The following is a 17,177-nucleotide window of genomic DNA, read 5'->3' on the forward strand; positions in this document are numbered from 1 at the left end:
GTCACTTACCGCTCATGTACGTAAGTGCCCGGTGCCGCTTCACCGGCGGTAAAGGTCTTGTTGCCCAGCACAGCGGGGGCCTTCTTCAATTTGCCCGAGCGCTCGGCCTGCCACGCTTGCCAGTGCAGCCACCAGGAATCGGTGTGCTTGGTGGAGTTCTCTTGCCAGTCCTCGGCGTTAGCGGCCATTTCGGTACTGGTCATATACCGTGATTTCGGATTGCCAGGAGGGTTCAAAATGCTTTGGATGTGGCCGCTGCTCGACAGTACGAATTCAACCTTGCCGCCGAACAGTTGCGCCGACTTGTAGCAGGACTTCCATGGCGTGATGTGGTCGTTGGTGCCGGCCAGGGAAAAGATATCGGCGGTGACCTGCTTGAGGTCGATCGGCGTACCGCAGACTTCCAAGGCGTTCGGGCGCGTCAGCGGGTTGTTCTTGAACATCTCGATCAGGTCGCCGTGGAACGCTGCCGGCAAGCGCGTGGTGTCGTTGTTCCAGAACAGAATGTCAAACACCGGCGGCTCGTTGCCCAGCAGGTAGTTATTGACCCAGTAGTTCCAAATCAGGTCGTTGGGGCGCATCCAGGCGAACACCTTGGCCATGTCGCGGCCTTCCAGCACACCGGCCTGATACGAATGGCGCTTGGCGGCTTCCAGGGTTTGCTCATCGACGAACAACGCGACGTCGCTGTCCAGGGTGGTGTCGAGCACGCTGACCAACAGGGTCAGGGCGTTGACCTTCTTCTCACCGATCGCCGCATAGTGCCCGAGCAGCGCGGTGCAAGTGATGCCGCCGGAGCAAGCACCGAGCATGTTGACGTCTTTGCTACCGGTGATGGCGGTGACCACGTCGACCGCTTCTTTCAGGGCGTCGATGTAAGTCGACAAGCCCCACTCACGTTGTACCTTGGTCGGGTTGCGCCAGCTGACGATAAAGGTCTGCACGTTATTGCGCAGGCAGAAGCGCGCCAGGCTCTTGTCCGGGCTCAGGTCGAACACATAAAACTTGTTGATCTGCGGCGGCACCACCAGCAGCGGCCGCTCGTGGACTTGCTCGGTGATCGGGCGGTACTGGATCAGCTCCAGCACATCATTGCGGAACACCACCGCGCCTTCGGTCACGCCCAGGCTCTTGCCCACTTCGAAGGCGCCCATGTTGACCTGGCTCGGCATGCCGCCGTTGTGCACCATGTCCTTGGCCAAGTGCGAGAGGCCGTCGAGCAGGCTTTTGCCGCCGGTCTCGAAAAAGCGTTTGACCGCCGCCGGGTTGGCCGCCGAGTTGGTCGGGGCCATGGCTTCGGTCATCAGGTTGATTACGAAATGCCCGCGCGCGACGTCCTTGGGCGAGAGGCTGCTGTCGTCGATCCAGTCGTGCAGTTCCTTGCGCCACGCCAGGTAGGTTTGCAGATAACGTTTGTAGAGCGGGTTCTGGGCCCAGGCCGGGTCGCTGAAGCGCCGGTCGTCGCTGGTGGGCTGCAATTCGGATTTGCCGAACAGCACGTTCTTCAGTTCGAGGCCGAAATGGGCGACATGCTTGGCACTGTGGATCGGTTGTTTGATGGCTTGCCGAAGCACCATCCGAGCAGAGGCCAGCAGATCCTTTCCACGCAGCCCAACGACAGGATTCAACCCCAGGGTGTTTTCCGAGGCTTGATACTTCAGGTCATCGTTATTCTTGTTGCTCATCTACGACGCTCCATTGTCCTGAGACGAGTACCCGATTGCCGCTGTGCAGTCACGCAGCCAATGCCGGGTACTTCTGCTCGGGTGACCGTTGATTCTGCATGGCTGCTTTTCAGTCCACAGAACACTGCAGGGAACTTGCCAGTTCCATTGGTTACCCGAGTTTAATTTTTTTCGCAAGCGGGCCAGTCATTGACCCAGGCGCGGAGCATTCAAACAGATGAAATTAGAAAATGCGCTCTAAAGAGCGGGAGGCTTGAGCTAGAGCATCAGCTTGACGATGGACTCGTTGGGGTCGCGGGTTTTTCCGGCGGCTTCGAGCTCTGCAAGATAATCGCTCCACAGCGCTTCCTGGCGCTGGCCCAACTGGTACAGGTAGTCCCAGGTGAACAGCCCGCTGTCGTGGCCATCGTCGAAGGTCAATTTCAGTGCGTACTGCCCGGCCGGTTCAACCTTGCTCAGGCCGACGCCGATCTTGCCAAATTGCAGCACCGGTTTGCCGTGACCCTGGACCTCGGCGGACGGCGAATGCACGCGCAGGAACTCGGCGGGCAGGTCAAATTCCTCGCCCGAAGCGTATGACAGCGACAGGGTTTTCGAGGCTTTGTGCAGTTTGATGGCGGTGGGGATCATGGCTGGCAATCCATTGGAGTGGGCAAGCCCGATTCAGTGTGGGAACGGGCTTTTTGTGGCGAGGCGGCAAGCCCCTCACCACAAAAACACTTTGTTGCTTACAGAATATAGCGAGACAGGTCTTCGTTCTGCGCCAGTTCGCCCAGGTGGCTGTTCACATAATCGGCGTCGATCAGGATCGGCTTGTCGTCGTGGGCGCTGGCCAGGTCGCCGGCGCTGAACGACACTTCTTCAAGTAACCGCTCCAGCAGAGTGTGCAGGCGACGGGCGCCGATGTTTTCGGTTTTCTCGTTGACCTGCCAGGCAATTTCGGCAATCCGCTTGATGCCGTCCGGCTGGAACTGGATGTTCAGGCCTTCGGTTTTCAGCAGCGCGCAATATTGCTCGGTCAGCGACGCATGCGGCTCGCTGAGGATGCGCTCGAAATCCTGCGGCGACAGCGCTTTGAGCTCAACCCGAATCGGCAGGCGGCCCTGCAGTTCCGGCACCAGGTCGCTTGGCTTGCTCAGGTGGAACGCACCCGACGCGATGAACAGGATGTGGTCAGTCTTGACCATGCCCAGTTTGGTGTTGACCGTGCAACCTTCGATCAACGGCAGCAAGTCGCGCTGCACGCCTTCGCGGGACACGTCAACGCCACCGGAATTACCGCGCTTGGCGACCTTGTCGATTTCGTCGATGAACACGATACCGTGCTGCTCGACCGCTTCCAGGGCCTTGGCCTTGAGCTCTTCGTCATTGACCAGGCGGCTGGCCTCCTCGTCACGCACCAGTTTCAGCGCTTCCTTGACCTTCAGCTTGCGGCTCTTGCGTTTGCCCTTGCCCATGTTGGCGAACAGGCTCTGCAACTGGTTGGTCATCTCTTCCATGCCTGGCGGCGCGGAGATGTCGACGCCGGCCACTTCGGCGACCTCGATTTCGATCTCCTTGTCGTCCAGCTGACCTTCGCGCAGACGCTTGCGGAACAGTTGGCGGGTATTGGAATCGGAGGCTGGCGTGGCTTCGTCATTGTTGAAACCCATGCGTGCCGGTGGCAGCAGAGCATCGAGGATGCGGTCTTCGGCAGCATCTTCGGCGCGGTGACGAACCCGGGTCATTTCCTGTTCGCGGAACAGCTTGATCGCCGCATCGGCGAGGTCGCGGATGATCGACTCGACGTCGCGGCCGACATAGCCGACTTCAGTGAATTTGGTCGCTTCGACTTTGATGAACGGTGCATTGGCCAGTTTCGCCAGACGCCGGGCGATTTCGGTTTTACCGACACCGGTCGGGCCGATCATCAGAATGTTCTTGGGCGTCACTTCGACGCGCAGTTCTTCCGGCAACTGCATCCGCCGCCAGCGGTTACGCAAGGCAATGGCGACGGCGCGTTTGGCATCGTCCTGGCCGATGATATGGCGATTGAGTTCGTGGACGATTTCGCGGGGAGTCATGGACATAATAATTGGCGGTCCTCAAGCAAAAACAAGCCGTGGCAGGTAGGCCGAAACAGGCTTATTCAGCGAGGTCCTGCTCCTCAATGGTGATGTTGTGGTTGGTGAAGACGCAGATGTCGCCGGCGATCCCGAGGGCGGTCTCGACGATTTCCCGGGCCGACAGGTCGGTTTTCTTCAGCAAAGCCCTGGCCGCTGCCTGGGCGAATGCACCGCCGGAGCCCATGGCGATCAGTCCATCCTCGGGCTCTACCACGTCGCCGTTGCCGGTGATGATCAGCGAGGCGTCTTTGTTGGCGACTGCGAGCATGGCTTCGAGGCGACTCAGGGAGCGGTCGGTGCGCCATTCCTTGGCCAGCTCGACGGCGGCCCGGACCAAGTGGCCCTGATGTTTTTCCAGTTGCCCTTCGAAGCGCTCGAAGAGGGTGAAGGCGTCAGCGGTGGCCCCGGCGAACCCGGCGACGACCTGGCCGTGGTACAGGCGACGGACTTTTTTCGCGTTGCCTTTCATCACGGTATTGCCGAGAGAAACCTGGCCGTCGCCGCCCATGACGACTTTGCCGTGGCGGCGAACTGAAACGATGGTGGTCAAGGGAGAGTCTCCACGCAGCGGGGCGAAAATGCCCTGATGCCAACTCATATGGGGGTGGTGGAGCGTTTTTCAACCGCGCGAGGACAGAGGGGACGAGTGGTGCGGTTGTTAACTTTTCGGGAGGAAAAGCGCTTTTGTGGCGAGGGAGCTAGCTCCCGCTGGAGCGCGCAGCACTCCCAAACTCAGGGTTTTTGGAGTGCTGACACACGGCGGGGTCAGTTCTTGGGGCTGCTGCGCAGCCCAGCGGGAGCAAGCTCCCTCGGCACGGAAAGCGGAGCGCGGAGGCTTGTCCGATTTTTCAGCGGCTCTGGCGTTGTTGTAACAACAGATTGCTAAACCCGCTGCCTGCCAGTTGTTTCTGCGCGGTGGTCAGTTGTTCGCGGTTGCTGAACGGTCCGACCATGACCCGATACCAGGTCTCGTCCTTCACCGTGCCGGATTCCACCGCCACCGCCTGTCCCAGCAGAATGATCTGCGCGCGAACCTTGTCGGCGTCAGCCTCCTTTCGGAACGATCCAGCCTGCAAATAGAACTTGGTCACGGGCGCAGCCTTGGACACCGGCGGTGCCGGTGGCGGCGTGATGCCCGCCAGGGCGGCCTGGGCGCGTGCGGTGTCGATCTTCGCCGCTTGTTCCGGGGTGACCGGCGTAGTCGGCACTTGCGGGGTCGGCAAGGTCTTCTCCGGCACCGCGTCAGGCGGGATGATCACTTCCGATTCCGGCAACAAGGTGTAGAAATCGTACTTGGGCTTGACCGGCTGCGTCGGGCTCGGCGGGGTCTTGTTGGCCTCGGCGATCTTCGCGGCTTTCTGCTGTTCGATTTTCTCGCGCTTGACGCTTTCGCTGCCCTTGCCCGGCTCCAGTTTCATCAGGAACACGATGAACGCGCCGACCGTCAGGCCGATGGCCATCCACAGCCAACCCGGGATCGGTTGCTTTGCAGGAGCTTGGTAACGGCTGGCGCCACGCTTGGGTGCAGGTTTTTTCTTGGCGGCCAACTTACATACGCTCCAGAGTTTCCAGACCCAAGAGTTCCAGGCCTTGCTTGAGAGTGCGGCCGGTCAGCGCGGCGAGGCGCAAACGGCTCTGCATTTGTGCCGGCGATTCGGCGCTGAGGATCGGGCAGTTCTCGTAGAAACTGGAGAACAGGCCGGCCACATCGTACAGATAAGCGCAGAGGATGTGCGGCGTGCCTTTGTCGGCGACGTTGTTCAGCACTTCGCCGAACTGCGCCAGTTTGGCCGCCAGTTCATGTTCTTGCGCGGCTTCAAGCACGATCTGGCCGTCGACTTCGCTGAAGTCTTTGCCCAGTTTACGGAACACGCCCGCCACACGGGTGAAGGCATACAGCAGGTACGGCGCGGTGTTGCCCTCGAAGTTCAGCATCAGCTCGAAGTTGAAGCTGTAGTCGCTGGTGCGGTGCTTGGACAGATCGGCGTATTTGACCGAGCCGATGCCCACCACCCGGGCGATGTTGCGCAGTTCGGCTTCATCGATGGTCGGGTTCTTTTCCTTGACCAGCGTATAGGCGCGGTCCTGGGCTTCGGTCAGCAGGTCGATCAGCTTCACGGTGCCGCCGTCGCGGGTCTTGAACGGACGGCCGTCGGCGCCGTTCATGGTGCCGAAACCCATGTGCTCCATGTCCATCGGGTGGGTGACGAAACCGGCGCGGCGTGCCACTTCGAACACCTGCTGAAAGTGCAACGCCTGGCGCTGATCGACGAAGTACAGTGCCCGATCGGCCTTGAGCACGCCGCTGCGGTAGCGCACGGCCGCCAGGTCGGTGGTGGCGTAGAGATAGCCGCCGTCGGCCTTGACGATGATCACCGGCAGCGGGTCGCCGTCGGCGGTCTTGAATTCTTCGAGGAACACGCACTGCGCGCCGTTGCTTTCCACCAGCAGGCCGGCTGCCTTGAGATCGTTGACCACGTTGATCAAATCGTCGTTGTAGGCGCTTTCGCCCATGACATCGGCCATGGTCAGCTTGACGTTGAGCAGCTCGTAGATCTCCTGACAGTGGGACAGCGAGATGTCCCGGAAGCGTGTCCACAGCGCCAGGCACTCGGCATCGCCGGCCTGCAACTTGACCACCAGGCCACGGGCGCGGTCGGCGAATTCTTCGGATTCGTCGAAGCGCTTTTTCGCCGCACGGTAGAAGTTTTCCAGGTCCGACAATTCGTCGCTGGTGATCGGGTTTTCCTGCAGATACGCCATCAGCATGCCGAACTGGGTGCCCCAGTCGCCGACGTGGTTCTGGCGGATCACGGTGTCGCCGAGGAATTCGAGAACCCGCGCCACGCCGTCGCCGATGATGGTCGAGCGCAGATGGCCAACGTGCATTTCCTTGGCCAGGTTCGGTGCCGACAGGTCGACCGCCACCCGTTGTGCCGGGCCGGCCTTGCGCACGCCAATGCGCTCGTCGGCCAAGGCTGCATCGAGACGCGACGCCAGGGCGTCGGTGTTCTGGAAGAAATTGAGGAAGCCCGGGCCGGCGATTTCGGTTTTGCTGACGCTGTCATCGGCCGGCAGCGCGGCGATGATTTTATCGGCCAGGTCTCGTGGCTTCATGCCCGCCGGTTTGGCCAGCATCATGGCGATGTTACTGGCGAAGTCGCCGTTCTTCTTGTCGCGGGAATTCTCCACCTGGATCGCTGGCGTCAGGCCTTCAGGCAACACACCTTCGTTGACGAGTTGGGTGAGGGCTTGCTGGATCAGCTGGCGAATGGTGTCTTTCATGGTGTTCTCTTTCGACCGCAAGCGCGGCGGCGCTTCGATGCGCTGGTGGAAAAACTGGGCATTATCCGTGGCCCAGGCGTGCTTGCCAACCTTAGCAGGCAGGTTGTGGATATGTGGTGACAAATCGACAGCTATCGCTGGCAAGCCAGCTCCCACAGGGCTCCAGGGTGTTTAGATGATGTCAGTGACACGAAACCCTGTGGGAGCGGGCTTGCCCGCGATAGCGATGGTCCGGTCAATACAAATCCACAGGATCCACATCCAGCGACCAACGCACCGCCCGCCCGCTTGGCATCTGCTCCAGCACCAATAACCAGGCGCTGATCAACCGGTGCAGCGGCGCCCGGGCCGAGGCTTGCAACAACAACTGCGCGCGATAACGCCCGGCGCGGCGTTCCATCGGGGCCGGGACCGGGCCGAGCAGTTCGATGCCAGCCAGGTTCTGCTCGGCCAACAAGCGTTCGGCCTCGCTGCACGCTTCGTCGAGGAATCCCTCGGCCTGCCCCGGTTTGTGTGCTTCGGCGCGCAGCAGCGCTAAATGCGCGAAGGGCGGCAGCCCGGCGGCGCGGCGTTCGCTCAAGGCTTGCTCGGCGAAGGCGAAGTAACCTTGCTCGGTCAGTTGCACCAGCAATGGATGGTCAGCCAGGTGAGTCTGGATGATCACCTTGCCCGGCTCTTCAGCGCGACCGGCGCGGCCGGCCACCTGCACGATCAACTGCGCCATGCGCTCGCTGGCGCGGAAGTCACCGGAGAACAAGCCGCCATCCGCATCGAGGATCGACACCAGGGTCACCCGAGGAAAGTGGTGACCCTTGGCCAGCATTTGTGTGCCCACCAGAATGCACGGCTGGCCTTTCTGGATGGTCGCGAACAGTTGATTCATCGCGTCCTTGCGCGAGGTGCTGTCGCGGTCGACCCGCAACACCGGGTAATCCGGGAACAAGATGCCCAGGCGTTCCTCTGCACGCTCGGTGCCGGCGCCGACGGGGCGCAGGTCCACGGTGCCGCATTTCGGGCAATTGCGCGGCACATATTCGACGTAACCGCAGTGGTGGCAACGCAGTTCGCCGTGGCGTTGGTGCACGGTCATCCGCGCGTCGCAACGCTGGCATTCCGACATCCAGCCGCAATCGTGGCACAACAAGGTTGGCGCAAAACCGCGGCGGTTGAGAAACACCAGCACTTGCTGGCCGGCCGCCAGGGTCTGCGCGATTGCCTGCTGCATGGGCCCGGAAATCCCGCTGTCCAGCGGACGGCTTTTCACGTCCAGGCGCAGGAAGCGTGGTTGCTTGGCGCCGCCGGCGCGTTCGTTCAGGCGCAGCAGGCCGTAACGACCGGTGTAGGCGTTGTGCAGGCTTTCCAGGGAGGGCGTGGCCGAGCCGAGCACGATCGGGATGTTTTCCTGGCGTGCACGCACCAGCGCCAGATCACGGGCGTGGTAGCGCAGGCCTTCCTGCTGTTTATAGGAGCCATCGTGCTCCTCGTCGACGATGATCAGGCCGGGGTTCTTCATCGGGGTGAACAGCGCCGAACGGGTGCCGATAATAATGTCGGCCTCGCCGTCGCGGGCGGCGAGCCAGGCGTCCAGGCGTTCGCGATCATTGACCGCCGAATGCACCAGGGCGATCCGCGCGTTGAAGCGCTGCTCGAAGCGCGCCAGGGTCTGCGGGCCGAGGTTGATCTCGGGGATCAGCACCAGCGCCTGTTTGCCCGCTTCGAGGGTTTCGCGGATCAGTTGCAGATAAACTTCGGTCTTGCCGCTGCCGGTGACGCCGGCCAGCAGAAACGCGTGAAAACTGTCGAACCCGGCGCGGATCGCCTGGTAAGCGGCGCGTTGTTCCGGGTTGAGTGGTAATTCCGGCTGCGCCAGCCAGTGTTCATGGCGCTCGCCGGGGGCGTGCTTGCGGATTTCCACCTGCACCAATTCTTTGGCCAGTAGCAGGTCGAGGCTGTCTTTGCTCAGCATCAGTTTGCTCAACAACTGATGAGCCACGCCATGCGGGTGCTGGGCCAGCGTGGCCAGTGCCTCGCGCTGGCGTGGCGCGCGGGCGATGCGCGGGTCGTCAAGCTTCGCCCCGGGGACGGCGGACCAGAAGCGCTCTTGGCGGGCCTCGGCCAACTCGCCCTGGCGCAACAGCACCGGCAGCGCCCAGCTCAGGGTATCGCCGAGGCTGTGCTGATAATACTGGGCAGTCCATAGACACAGTTTGAAAAGCGCCGGCGGCAGCGGTGCGGTGGCGTCGAGCAGGGCCAGGGCCGGTTTGAGTTTGTTCGCCGGCACTTCGCTGGAGTCGGCGATCTCCACCAGAATGCCGATCATCTCCCGCCGACCGAACGGCACCCGCAAGCGCATGCCGGGTTGCAGCTGCGCGCGCAGTACGCCGGCCGGGGCTCGGTAGTCGAACAGACGGCGCAGGGGCGACGGCAGGGCAAGGCGCAAAATGGCGTCGGGCACGCGGGGGGATCTCACTGGCGGGCGGTCAAGAAGGGCCGGAGCCTAGCAGACGGTCGGTAGAAGGGACAGCTTGCATGAATGTCAATGTCTGTTAGAATCCGCGGCCTAATTACGTGCGGTATTCAACAATGGTGTTGAGTGGCGGCACGCTAGCCTGAGGAATACATCATGAAAGCCGATATCCATCCAACATACGAAATCACCGCAGTTACCTGCAGCTGTGGCAACAAGTTCGAAACCCGTTCGAACCTGGCCAAGCCTCTGGCGATCGACGTATGCAACGAGTGCCACCCGTTCTACACCGGTAAGCAGAAAACTCTGGATACTGGCGGTCGTGTACAGCGCTTTGCAGACCGTTTTGGTGCTTTCGGCAAGAAGGCTCCTGCTGCTGCAGAGTAAGGCCGAAAAGCCCACCGGGCTTTTCCAGGCTGTTGAAAAGGCGTCCTTCGGGACGCCTTTTTTGTGTCCGCTATTTGCTGGCTTGAGAAATTGTAGACATTTTTAGAAATTATTGTGAACAGTCAAAGCCTTGTGTTCCGTGCCCTAGGCCCAAAGTCGTAGCCCAGGGCGCTTGACAAGGGTGACTGGTCAGTCTTGTAGGGACTTTACGACACGCGTATCCTCGGCGGTCCGTCTGTCCCACAGTAAAAAAGCGGAATGCCCCCATGTCTGATTTGAAAACTGCCGCTCTCGAATATCACGCCCATCCTCGTCCAGGAAAGCTGAGTGTCGAGCTCACCAAGGCCACCGCTACCGCCCGCGATCTGTCGCTGGCCTACAGCCCCGGCGTAGCCGAACCAGTACGCGAAATCGCTCGCGATCCTGAACTGGCCTACAAATACACCGGCAAAGGCAACCTGGTTGCAGTCATTTCCGATGGCACCGCGATTCTCGGCTTGGGTAACCTCGGCCCATTGGCCTCCAAGCCAGTGATGGAAGGCAAAGGCGTGCTGTTCAAGCGCTTTGCCGGCATCGATGTATTCGATATCGAAGTCGACTCCGAAAGCCCGCAAGCCTTCATCGACACCGTCAAGCGTATCTCCATCACCTTCGGTGGCATCAACCTGGAAGACATCAAGGCGCCTGAGTGCTTTGAGATCGAGCGCGCGCTGATCGAACAGTGCGACATCCCGGTGTTCCACGATGACCAGCATGGCACGGCGATCGTGACCGCCGCCGGCATGATCAACGCGCTGGAAATCGCTGGCAAGACCCTGCAAGACGCCAAGATCGTCTGCCTGGGTGCCGGTGCTGCCGCCATCTCCTGCATGAAGTTGCTGGTGAGCATGGGCGCCAAAATCGAAAACATCTTCATGGTCGACCGTACCGGCGTGATCCACTCCGACCGCGACGATCTGAACCAGTACAAGGCTGTCTTCGCTCACGCGACCGACAAGCGCACCCTGGCTGACGCGCTGCAAGGCGCTGACGTGTTCGTTGGCCTGTCCGGCCCGAACCTGCTGAGTGCTGAAGGCCTGCTGTCGATGGCGCCGAATCCGATCGTGTTCGCCTGCTCGAACCCTGATCCGGAAATCTCCCCGGAACTGGCCCACGCCACCCGCAGCGACGTGATCATGGCGACCGGCCGTTCGGACTACCCGAACCAGGTCAACAACGTACTGGGCTTCCCGTTCATCTTCCGAGGTGCCCTGGACGTTCGCGCCAAGCGCATCAACGAAGAAATGAAAGTCGCGGCCGCCAATGCCCTGCGCGAACTGGCCAAACTGCCAGTGCCCCAGGAAGTGTGCGACGCCTATGGCGGCATCAAACTGGAATTCGGCCGTGAGTACATCATTCCGAAGCCAATGGATGCCCGCTTGATCACCCTGATCTCCGACGCCGTGGCCAAGGCCGCGATCGAGACCGGTGTGGCGACCCTGCCCTATCCGAAGCACTACCCGCTGAAAAGCGTGGATGATGTGTTCAACGGTTAAGCCGTTGTAACGCTTCAAACAAAGGCCCCGCCTTCGAGAGAAGAGCGGGGCTTTTTGTGGCCAGCAGATCGTGTGTGGTCAGCAAGGACGCCTTCGCGGGCAAGCCCGCTCCCACAGTGTTTTGTGGCGCTCGCAAGGGATGTGCAGCAGCGCATTCCTTGTGGGAGCGGGCTTGCCCGCTAAGAGGCCCGATCAGCCACCGCAAAAAAAAACTGCTCGCACTAAAAAAGCCCCGGCTCTCGCGAACCGGGGCTCCTTCAGTGCCACGACGCAATCAGAACAAATCGATCGGCGCCGCTTCATCCGCTGGCAGCGGGCTACCCGGCGCGTAACCGTTGCCCAGTTCGTTGACCGACGGCGGCGAGTCTTCGCTTTTGAACAGTTCGAAGTAGGCGCCCGGGGTGCCCGGGGTAGCGGCGCGGCCGCTGACCGGGTCGACCCGCAGGCTGAGGATGCCTTCCGGTTCGGTCTGGGTGTGCGGCGGCCGGCCTTTCAGCGCGGCGCCCATGTAATTCATCCAGATCGGCAATGCCACAGTGCCGCCGAATTCGCGTTTGCCTAGGCTTTCCGGTTGGTCGAAACCGGTCCACACCGTGGTCACGTAATCGGCGTTGTAGCCCGAGAACCAGGCGTCCTTGGATTCGTTGGTGGTGCCGGTCTTACCCGCGAGGTCGGTACGGCCCAGGGCCAGGGCGCGGCGGCCGGTACCGAGCTTGATCACGTCCTCGAGCATGCTGTTGAGGATAAACGTGGTCCGCCCGTCGATGATCCGCTCGGCCACCGCTGGCGCTTGCGGCACGCCTGGCGCAGTGGTGGCGGCGACGGCCGGGCTTTCGTTGACCGTGAAAGCCTGGGCGTCCGGCGCGGCGATGCCGCTGCTGGCGACGTCGCCCGCCGGTACGCTCGGCGGATTGGCGACGAACAGCGTATCGCCATTGCGGCTGTCGATTTTGTCGATGATGTACGGGGTGATCTTGTAACCACCGTTGGCGAAGGTCGCCCAACCGGTGGCGATTTCCATCGGCGTCAGGGTCGCGGTGCCCAGGGCCAGGGACAGGTTGCGCGGCAAATCCTGCTTGTTGAAGCCGAACTTGCTGATGTAATCGATGGTGCGATCAACGCCCAAGGCTTGCAGCAAGCGGATCGATACCAGGTTACGCGACTTGTACAACGCTTCGCGCATGCGGATCGGGCCGAGGAAAGTGTTGGTGTCGTTCTTCGGACGCCAGACCTTGTCCAGGTACTCGTCGACGAACACGATCGGTGCGTCGTTGACCAGGCTCGCCGGGGTGTAGCCATTGTCCAGGGCTGCGCTATAGATGAAAGGCTTGAAGCTCGAACCCGGCTGGCGCTTGGCCTGCATGGCACGGTTGTAGTTGCTCTGCTCGAAGGCAAAGCCGCCGACCAGCGACCGGATCGCGCCGTTCTGCGGGTCGAGGGACACCAGCGCGCCCTGGGCCTGCGGGATCTGGCTGAATTTCAGCGAGTTGTCCGGCTGGCGCTGCACGCGAATCAGATCGCCCACCTGAGCGACGTCCGATGGCTGCTTGGGGTTGGCGCCCATGCTGTTGGTGTTCAGGAACGGTCGCGCCCACTTCATGCTGTCCCAGGCGACGTGTTCGTCACCGGTGCGGGTCAGCACTTGCAAACCGGTCTTGTCGACCTGGGTGACGATGGCCGGCTCCAGGCTGCTGATGGTGCGTTGCTTGGTCAGTTCGGTGGCCCAGGCTTCGCGGGTCTTGCCCGGCAGTCGCGATTCGGGACCGCGATAACCATGGCGCTGGTCGTAGGTCATCAAGCCTTCGTGGACGGCGGTGTTGGCCATTTCCTGGAGGTCGCTCGGCACCGTGGTGGTGACGCGGAAACCTTCCGTGTACGCCTCGCTGCCATAACGGCCGACCATTTCCGCGCGGGCCATTTCGGCGATGTACGGGGCGTTCACTTCCGGGGTCGGCACGTGATAGCTGGCGTTCAGCGGCTCGTTGATCGCGGCGGTGTAGGCGGCTTCGTCGATTTTCCCCAGTTTGTACATGCGCCCGAGGATCCAGTCGCGACGTTCTTTGCTGCGCGCCGGGTTGGCCAGCGGGTTGAAGCGCGATGGCGCCTTGGGCAGGCCGGCAATCATCGCCATCTGCGCCAGGCTGACGTCACGAATGGATTTGCCGTAGTACACCTGCGCGGCGGCTTCGATGCCGTAGGCGCGGTTGCCCAGGTAGATTTTGTTGACGTACAACTCAAGGATCTCGTCCTTGGTCAACTGCCGTTCGATTTGCAGTGCCAGGAGGATTTCCGTGGCCTTGCGCGAAAAGCTGCGTTCGCTGGTCAGGAAGAAGTTCTTCGCCACCTGCATGGTGATGGTGCTGCCGCCGGACTGAATGTGCCCGGATTTCACGAGTTGTGTCGCGGCGCGCATCAGGCTGCTGGGATCAACGCCATAATGGTTGGCGAAATTGTCATCTTCAGCACTTAGTAACGCATTTATGAAGTTGGGGGGAATGTCGCCGAAACGGATCGGTGTGCGGCGCATTTCGCCAAATTCTGCGATCAACTTGTTATCGCTGCTATAAACCCGCAGAGGAATCTGCAACTGAATACTTCTCAGCGCCTCCACGGATGGCAATCCCGGACTAAGGTAAAGATACGCGCCGCTGAGACCTAAAAGCAGTCCGCAGAAAACGGCGACGATGGACCAACCGAAAAATTTCAGCAGACGAATCAAGGCTTTTGGATATCCACAACAGAAATGAAATTGGGCATCGGGGTTCAGGGTAGACAGCGAACAACCCGCGCTTGAACGAAAATGCGGAAAAAAACGCTGGGCATTATAAGCATTTTTCCGCTTCGGGCGTCATTTGCACTGCCGTCAAGACGGGTGGTTGAACGCAATACATATTAGAGAGTCCGTAACTCACGGATAGTCATAGGGAATTGGTAGTGCTGGGACTCTTCAATAAAAAAGCCAATACGCTTTTGGGGATCGACATCAGCTCCACGTCGGTAAAACTTCTGGAGCTGAGCCGCCAGGGCGACCGGTATAGGGTCGAGGCGTACGCGGTTGAACCGCTGCCGGCCAATGCCGTTGTCGAGAAAAACATCGCCGAGCTCGAAGGCGTTGGGCTGGCCATTGGGCGGGTGCTGCTCAAAGCGCGCACCGGCTTGCGCAATGTGGCGGTGGCCGTGGCCGGCTCGGCGGTGATCACCAAGACCATCGAGATGGACGCCGGGCTGTCGGACGATGAACTGGAAAGCCAGCTCAAGATCGAGGCCGATCAATACATTCCCTATCCGCTGGATGAAGTAGCCATCGACTTCGAAGTCATCGGCGCCTCGGCGCGCAACCCGGAGCGGGTCGACGTGCTGCTGGCGGCTTGCCGTAAGGAAAATGTCGAAGTGCGCGAGGCCGCTTTGGCCCTGGCGGGTCTGACGGCGAAAGTGGTGGACGTCGAGGCCTATGCGCTGGAACGCTCGTTCGGCCTGATGGCGACCCAGCTCGCCGCCTCTCAGGAGCGCCTGACCGTCGCGGTGGTCGACATCGGTGCAACCATGACCACCCTCAGCGTCCTGCACAACGGCCGCATCATCTATACCCGCGAGCAATTGTTCGGCGGTCGGCAACTGACCGAGGAAATCCAGCGCCGTTATGGCCTGACCGTGGAGCAGGCCGGCCTGGCGAAAAAACAGGGCGGCTTGCCGGACGACTATGTCAGCGAAGTCCTGCAGCCGTTCCGCGACGCGTTGGTGCAGCAAGTGTCGCGCTCGCTGCAGTTCTTCTTCGCCTCGGGGCAATACAACACGGTCGATCACATCCTGCTGGCCGGCGGCACCGCCTCGGTGGCCGGGCTCGATCGGCTGATCGAACAGCGGCTCGGCACGCCGACCCGGGTGGCCAATCCGTTTTCCAACATGGCCCTGAGCAGCAAGGTCAACGCCGGCGCCTTGGCCGGCGATGCCCCGGCGCTGATGATCGCCTGCGGGCTGGCCCTCAGGAGTTTTGACTGATGGCACGGATCAACCTGCTTCCCTGGCGTGAAGAACTGCGCGAAGAGCGGCGCAAGCGTTTTCTGGTGGCGCTGGCTGGGGTGATGGTCGCGGCGGTGGGCATTGTGCTGATTACCGACCAGACCATCAGTGCCGCCATCGACCGGCAAGTGTCGCGCAACGACTACATTGGCAAGCAAATCGCCGTGCTCGATGACCGCATCAAACAGATCAGTGAACTCAAGGCACGCCGGCAGCAACTGGTCGAACGCATGCGGATCATCCAGGACTTGCAAGGCAACCGCTCGATCAGTGGGCGGATCTTCGACCAACTGACGCGGACCCTGCCCGAAGGCGTGTACTTCACCGAAGTCAAAATGCTCGACAAGACGCTGTCGATCACCGGCGCGGCGGAGTCGAACAATCGCGTCTCGGACCTGATGCGCAACCTTGATGCCTCGGCCTGGTTCGATGCGCCGAGCCTCGCCGAGGTCAAGGCGACGACCGCCGGGCAACTGGACCAGGCGAATGTCTTCCAGTTAACCGTGCGCCAGACCGAGCCCGCCGCCAAGGAGGATGGCCAATGACGCTATCGAAATGGCTGGAAGGGCTGCGCAAGATCGACCTGAACGACCTGGATACCAGCAACACGGGCTCCTGGCCGGCACCGGTCAAGGCATTGGCCGGTGTTCTGTTGATGATCGTGATCCTGGCGCTGGGCTACAACTTCTATATCAGCGACCTGGAAACCCAGCTCCATCTTAAACGCGATGAAGAAGCGACGCTCAAGGAGCAGTTCGCCCACAAGGCGCACATGGCGGCGAACCTCGAGCGCTACACCGAGCAAATGAAGGAAATGGAGAATTCCTTTGGAGTGCTGTTGCGTCAATTGCCGAGCGATACCGAGGTCCCCGGCTTGCTCGAAGACATCACCCGCACGGGCCTGGGCAGCGGCCTGGAGTTCGAGGAGATCAAGCTTCTGCCCGAAGTCACGCAGCCGTTCTACATCGAATTGCCGATTCAGATCACCGTCACCGGGGCTTATCACGACCTGGCGACCTTCGTCAGCGGCGTCGCCGGGCTGCCCCGGATCGTCACCTTGCATGACTTCGACCTGGCGCCGGTGGAAGAAGGTGGCGGACCGAAGCTGCGCATGAGCATTCTGGCCAAGACTTACCGTTACAACGACAAGGGGCTGCAAAAATGAGCCCGACCCGTTTTCCAGTGCTGATGCTGTTGGCGGCAGGCCTGAGTGGTTGCGGCAATGGCAACGACTTCAGCGACCTGGATGCCTACATGAATCAGGAGCGTCTGCGTCCACCGGGCAAGATCGAGGCCGCGCCGACGTTCCGTCCGTATGAAACCTTCACCTACAACGCCGCGTCGTTGCGCAGCCCGTTTTCGCGGCAGGTGCGTGTCGACCTCGCCGGGCAGAAGCAAGGCTCGCGTAACGTCAAACCGGACCCCGCGCGGGTCAAGCAGTACCTCGAAGGCTTCAACATCGAACAGTTTGAAATGGTCGGCACCCTCTCCAATGCCGCCGGTTCATTCGCCTTGCTTCGCGGCGCCGGCGGCGTGCATCGGCTGAAGGTCGGCGATTACCTGGGACGCAACGACGGGCGGATCGTTGCCATCAGCGACTCGCAGGTCGATGTGGTGGAAATCGTTCCTGACGGACAGGGCGCCTGGCTGGAGCGGCCACGGACCATTCCTTTGAAAGAGCACTCATAGTGGA

Annotated in this window: 14 protein-coding genes; 6 read left to right on the plus strand and 8 right to left on the minus strand. The window is 61.2% G+C overall.

Features of this window, described 5'->3' with window-relative positions; translation table 11 throughout:
- Positions 1 to 5: 5 nt before the first annotated feature.
- The 7 genes from phaC to RG836_RS09070 all read right to left on the minus strand — a co-directional run bounded on the left by phaC (position 6) and on the right by RG836_RS09070 (position 9,530).
- The gene (phaC, locus tag RG836_RS09040) at positions 6 to 1,685 is read right to left on the minus strand and encodes a class II poly(R)-hydroxyalkanoic acid synthase (protein ID WP_310844859.1); all 1,680 of its coding nucleotides are present in this window, start codon (positions 1,683 to 1,685) and stop codon (positions 6 to 8) included.
- Positions 1,686 to 1,943: 258 nt separating this feature from the next.
- A complete protein-coding gene (locus RG836_RS09045; protein ID WP_310844860.1) occupies positions 1,944 to 2,315 on the minus strand; it encodes a gamma-butyrobetaine hydroxylase family protein in 372 nt (123 codons plus the stop codon).
- Between the two features lie 98 nt (positions 2,316 to 2,413).
- Positions 2,414 to 3,754, minus strand: a complete 1,341-nt coding sequence (gene hslU / locus RG836_RS09050) for an ATP-dependent protease ATPase subunit HslU (RefSeq protein ID WP_310844861.1) — start codon at positions 3,752 to 3,754, stop codon at positions 2,414 to 2,416.
- A 55-nt stretch (positions 3,755 to 3,809) separates the two neighbouring features.
- Positions 3,810 to 4,340, minus strand: a complete 531-nt coding sequence (gene hslV / locus RG836_RS09055) for an ATP-dependent protease subunit HslV (protein ID WP_310844862.1) — start codon at positions 4,338 to 4,340, stop codon at positions 3,810 to 3,812.
- Between the two features lie 298 nt (positions 4,341 to 4,638).
- The gene (locus tag RG836_RS09060; RefSeq protein ID WP_310844863.1) at positions 4,639 to 5,337 is read right to left on the minus strand and encodes an SPOR domain-containing protein; all 699 of its coding nucleotides are present in this window, start codon (positions 5,335 to 5,337) and stop codon (positions 4,639 to 4,641) included.
- 1 nt (position 5,338) lies between these two features.
- A complete protein-coding gene (gene argS, locus RG836_RS09065) occupies positions 5,339 to 7,075 on the minus strand; it encodes an arginine--tRNA ligase (protein WP_310844864.1) in 1,737 nt (578 codons plus the stop codon).
- A gap of 235 nt (positions 7,076 to 7,310) precedes the next feature.
- Positions 7,311 to 9,530, minus strand: coding sequence for a primosomal protein N' (locus RG836_RS09070; RefSeq protein ID WP_310844865.1), 2,220 nt, complete (start codon positions 9,528 to 9,530; stop codon positions 7,311 to 7,313).
- Between the two features lie 168 nt (positions 9,531 to 9,698).
- On the opposite strand from RG836_RS09070, the gene rpmE reads away from it, so the two are divergent.
- Together rpmE and RG836_RS09080 are read left to right on the plus strand one after the other, a co-directional pair.
- Positions 9,699 to 9,929 (plus strand): 50S ribosomal protein L31, encoded by a 231-nt coding sequence (rpmE, locus tag RG836_RS09075; RefSeq protein WP_007899231.1) that lies wholly within the window; start codon positions 9,699 to 9,701, stop codon positions 9,927 to 9,929.
- 266 nt (positions 9,930 to 10,195) lie between these two features.
- Positions 10,196 to 11,464, plus strand: a complete 1,269-nt coding sequence (locus RG836_RS09080; protein WP_310844866.1) for a malic enzyme-like NAD(P)-binding protein — start codon at positions 10,196 to 10,198, stop codon at positions 11,462 to 11,464.
- 274 nt (positions 11,465 to 11,738) lie between these two features.
- Here RG836_RS09080 and RG836_RS09085 read toward each other — a convergent pair whose 3' ends face one another.
- Complete coding sequence (locus RG836_RS09085) at positions 11,739 to 14,180, minus strand: penicillin-binding protein 1A (RefSeq protein ID WP_409078062.1); 2,442 nt, start codon at positions 14,178 to 14,180, stop codon at positions 11,739 to 11,741.
- 218 nt (positions 14,181 to 14,398) lie between these two features.
- On the opposite strand from RG836_RS09085, the gene RG836_RS09090 reads away from it, so the two are divergent.
- The 4 genes from RG836_RS09090 to RG836_RS09105 are packed head-to-tail and all read left to right on the plus strand — an operon-like array spanning position 14,399 to position 17,173.
- Positions 14,399 to 15,463, plus strand: coding sequence for a pilus assembly protein PilM (locus tag RG836_RS09090; RefSeq protein WP_310844868.1), 1,065 nt, complete (start codon positions 14,399 to 14,401; stop codon positions 15,461 to 15,463).
- A complete protein-coding gene (locus RG836_RS09095; protein ID WP_310844869.1) occupies positions 15,463 to 16,029 on the plus strand; it encodes a PilN domain-containing protein in 567 nt (188 codons plus the stop codon). The genes RG836_RS09090 and RG836_RS09095 overlap by 1 nt, the downstream gene beginning before the upstream one ends.
- Positions 16,026 to 16,649, plus strand: a complete 624-nt coding sequence (gene pilO, locus RG836_RS09100; RefSeq protein WP_310844870.1) for a type 4a pilus biogenesis protein PilO — start codon at positions 16,026 to 16,028, stop codon at positions 16,647 to 16,649. The genes RG836_RS09095 and pilO overlap by 4 nt, the downstream gene beginning before the upstream one ends.
- The gene (locus tag RG836_RS09105; RefSeq protein ID WP_310844871.1) at positions 16,646 to 17,173 is read left to right on the plus strand and encodes a pilus assembly protein PilP; all 528 of its coding nucleotides are present in this window, start codon (positions 16,646 to 16,648) and stop codon (positions 17,171 to 17,173) included. Before pilO ends, RG836_RS09105 begins: the two co-directional genes overlap by 4 nt.
- The last annotated feature ends 4 nt before the right edge of the window (positions 17,174 to 17,177 follow it).

Source organism: Pseudomonas rhizozeae, from assembly GCF_031583775.1.
Lineage (GTDB): Bacteria > Pseudomonadota > Gammaproteobacteria > Pseudomonadales > Pseudomonadaceae > Aquipseudomonas.

Excerpts from the sequence above, each read along its gene's own strand:
- phaC (WP_310844859.1), bottom strand. The coding sequence starts at position 1,685 with ATGAGCAACAAGAATAACGATGACCTGAAGTATCAAGCCTCGGAAAAC.
- RG836_RS09045 (WP_310844860.1), bottom strand. The coding sequence starts at position 2,315 with ATGATCCCCACCGCCATCAAACTGCACAAAGCCTCGAAAACCCTGTCG.
- hslU (WP_310844861.1), bottom strand. The coding sequence starts at position 3,754 with ATGTCCATGACTCCCCGCGAAATCGTCCACGAACTCAATCGCCATATC.
- argS (WP_310844864.1), bottom strand. The coding sequence starts at position 7,075 with ATGAAAGACACCATTCGCCAGCTGATCCAGCAAGCCCTCACCCAACTC.
- rpmE (WP_007899231.1), top strand. The coding sequence starts at position 9,699 with ATGAAAGCCGATATCCATCCAACATACGAAATCACCGCAGTTACCTGC.
- RG836_RS09080 (WP_310844866.1), top strand. The coding sequence starts at position 10,196 with ATGTCTGATTTGAAAACTGCCGCTCTCGAATATCACGCCCATCCTCGT.
- RG836_RS09095 (WP_310844869.1), top strand. The coding sequence starts at position 15,463 with ATGGCACGGATCAACCTGCTTCCCTGGCGTGAAGAACTGCGCGAAGAG.
- pilO (WP_310844870.1), top strand. The coding sequence starts at position 16,026 with ATGACGCTATCGAAATGGCTGGAAGGGCTGCGCAAGATCGACCTGAAC.
- RG836_RS09105 (WP_310844871.1), top strand. The coding sequence starts at position 16,646 with ATGAGCCCGACCCGTTTTCCAGTGCTGATGCTGTTGGCGGCAGGCCTG.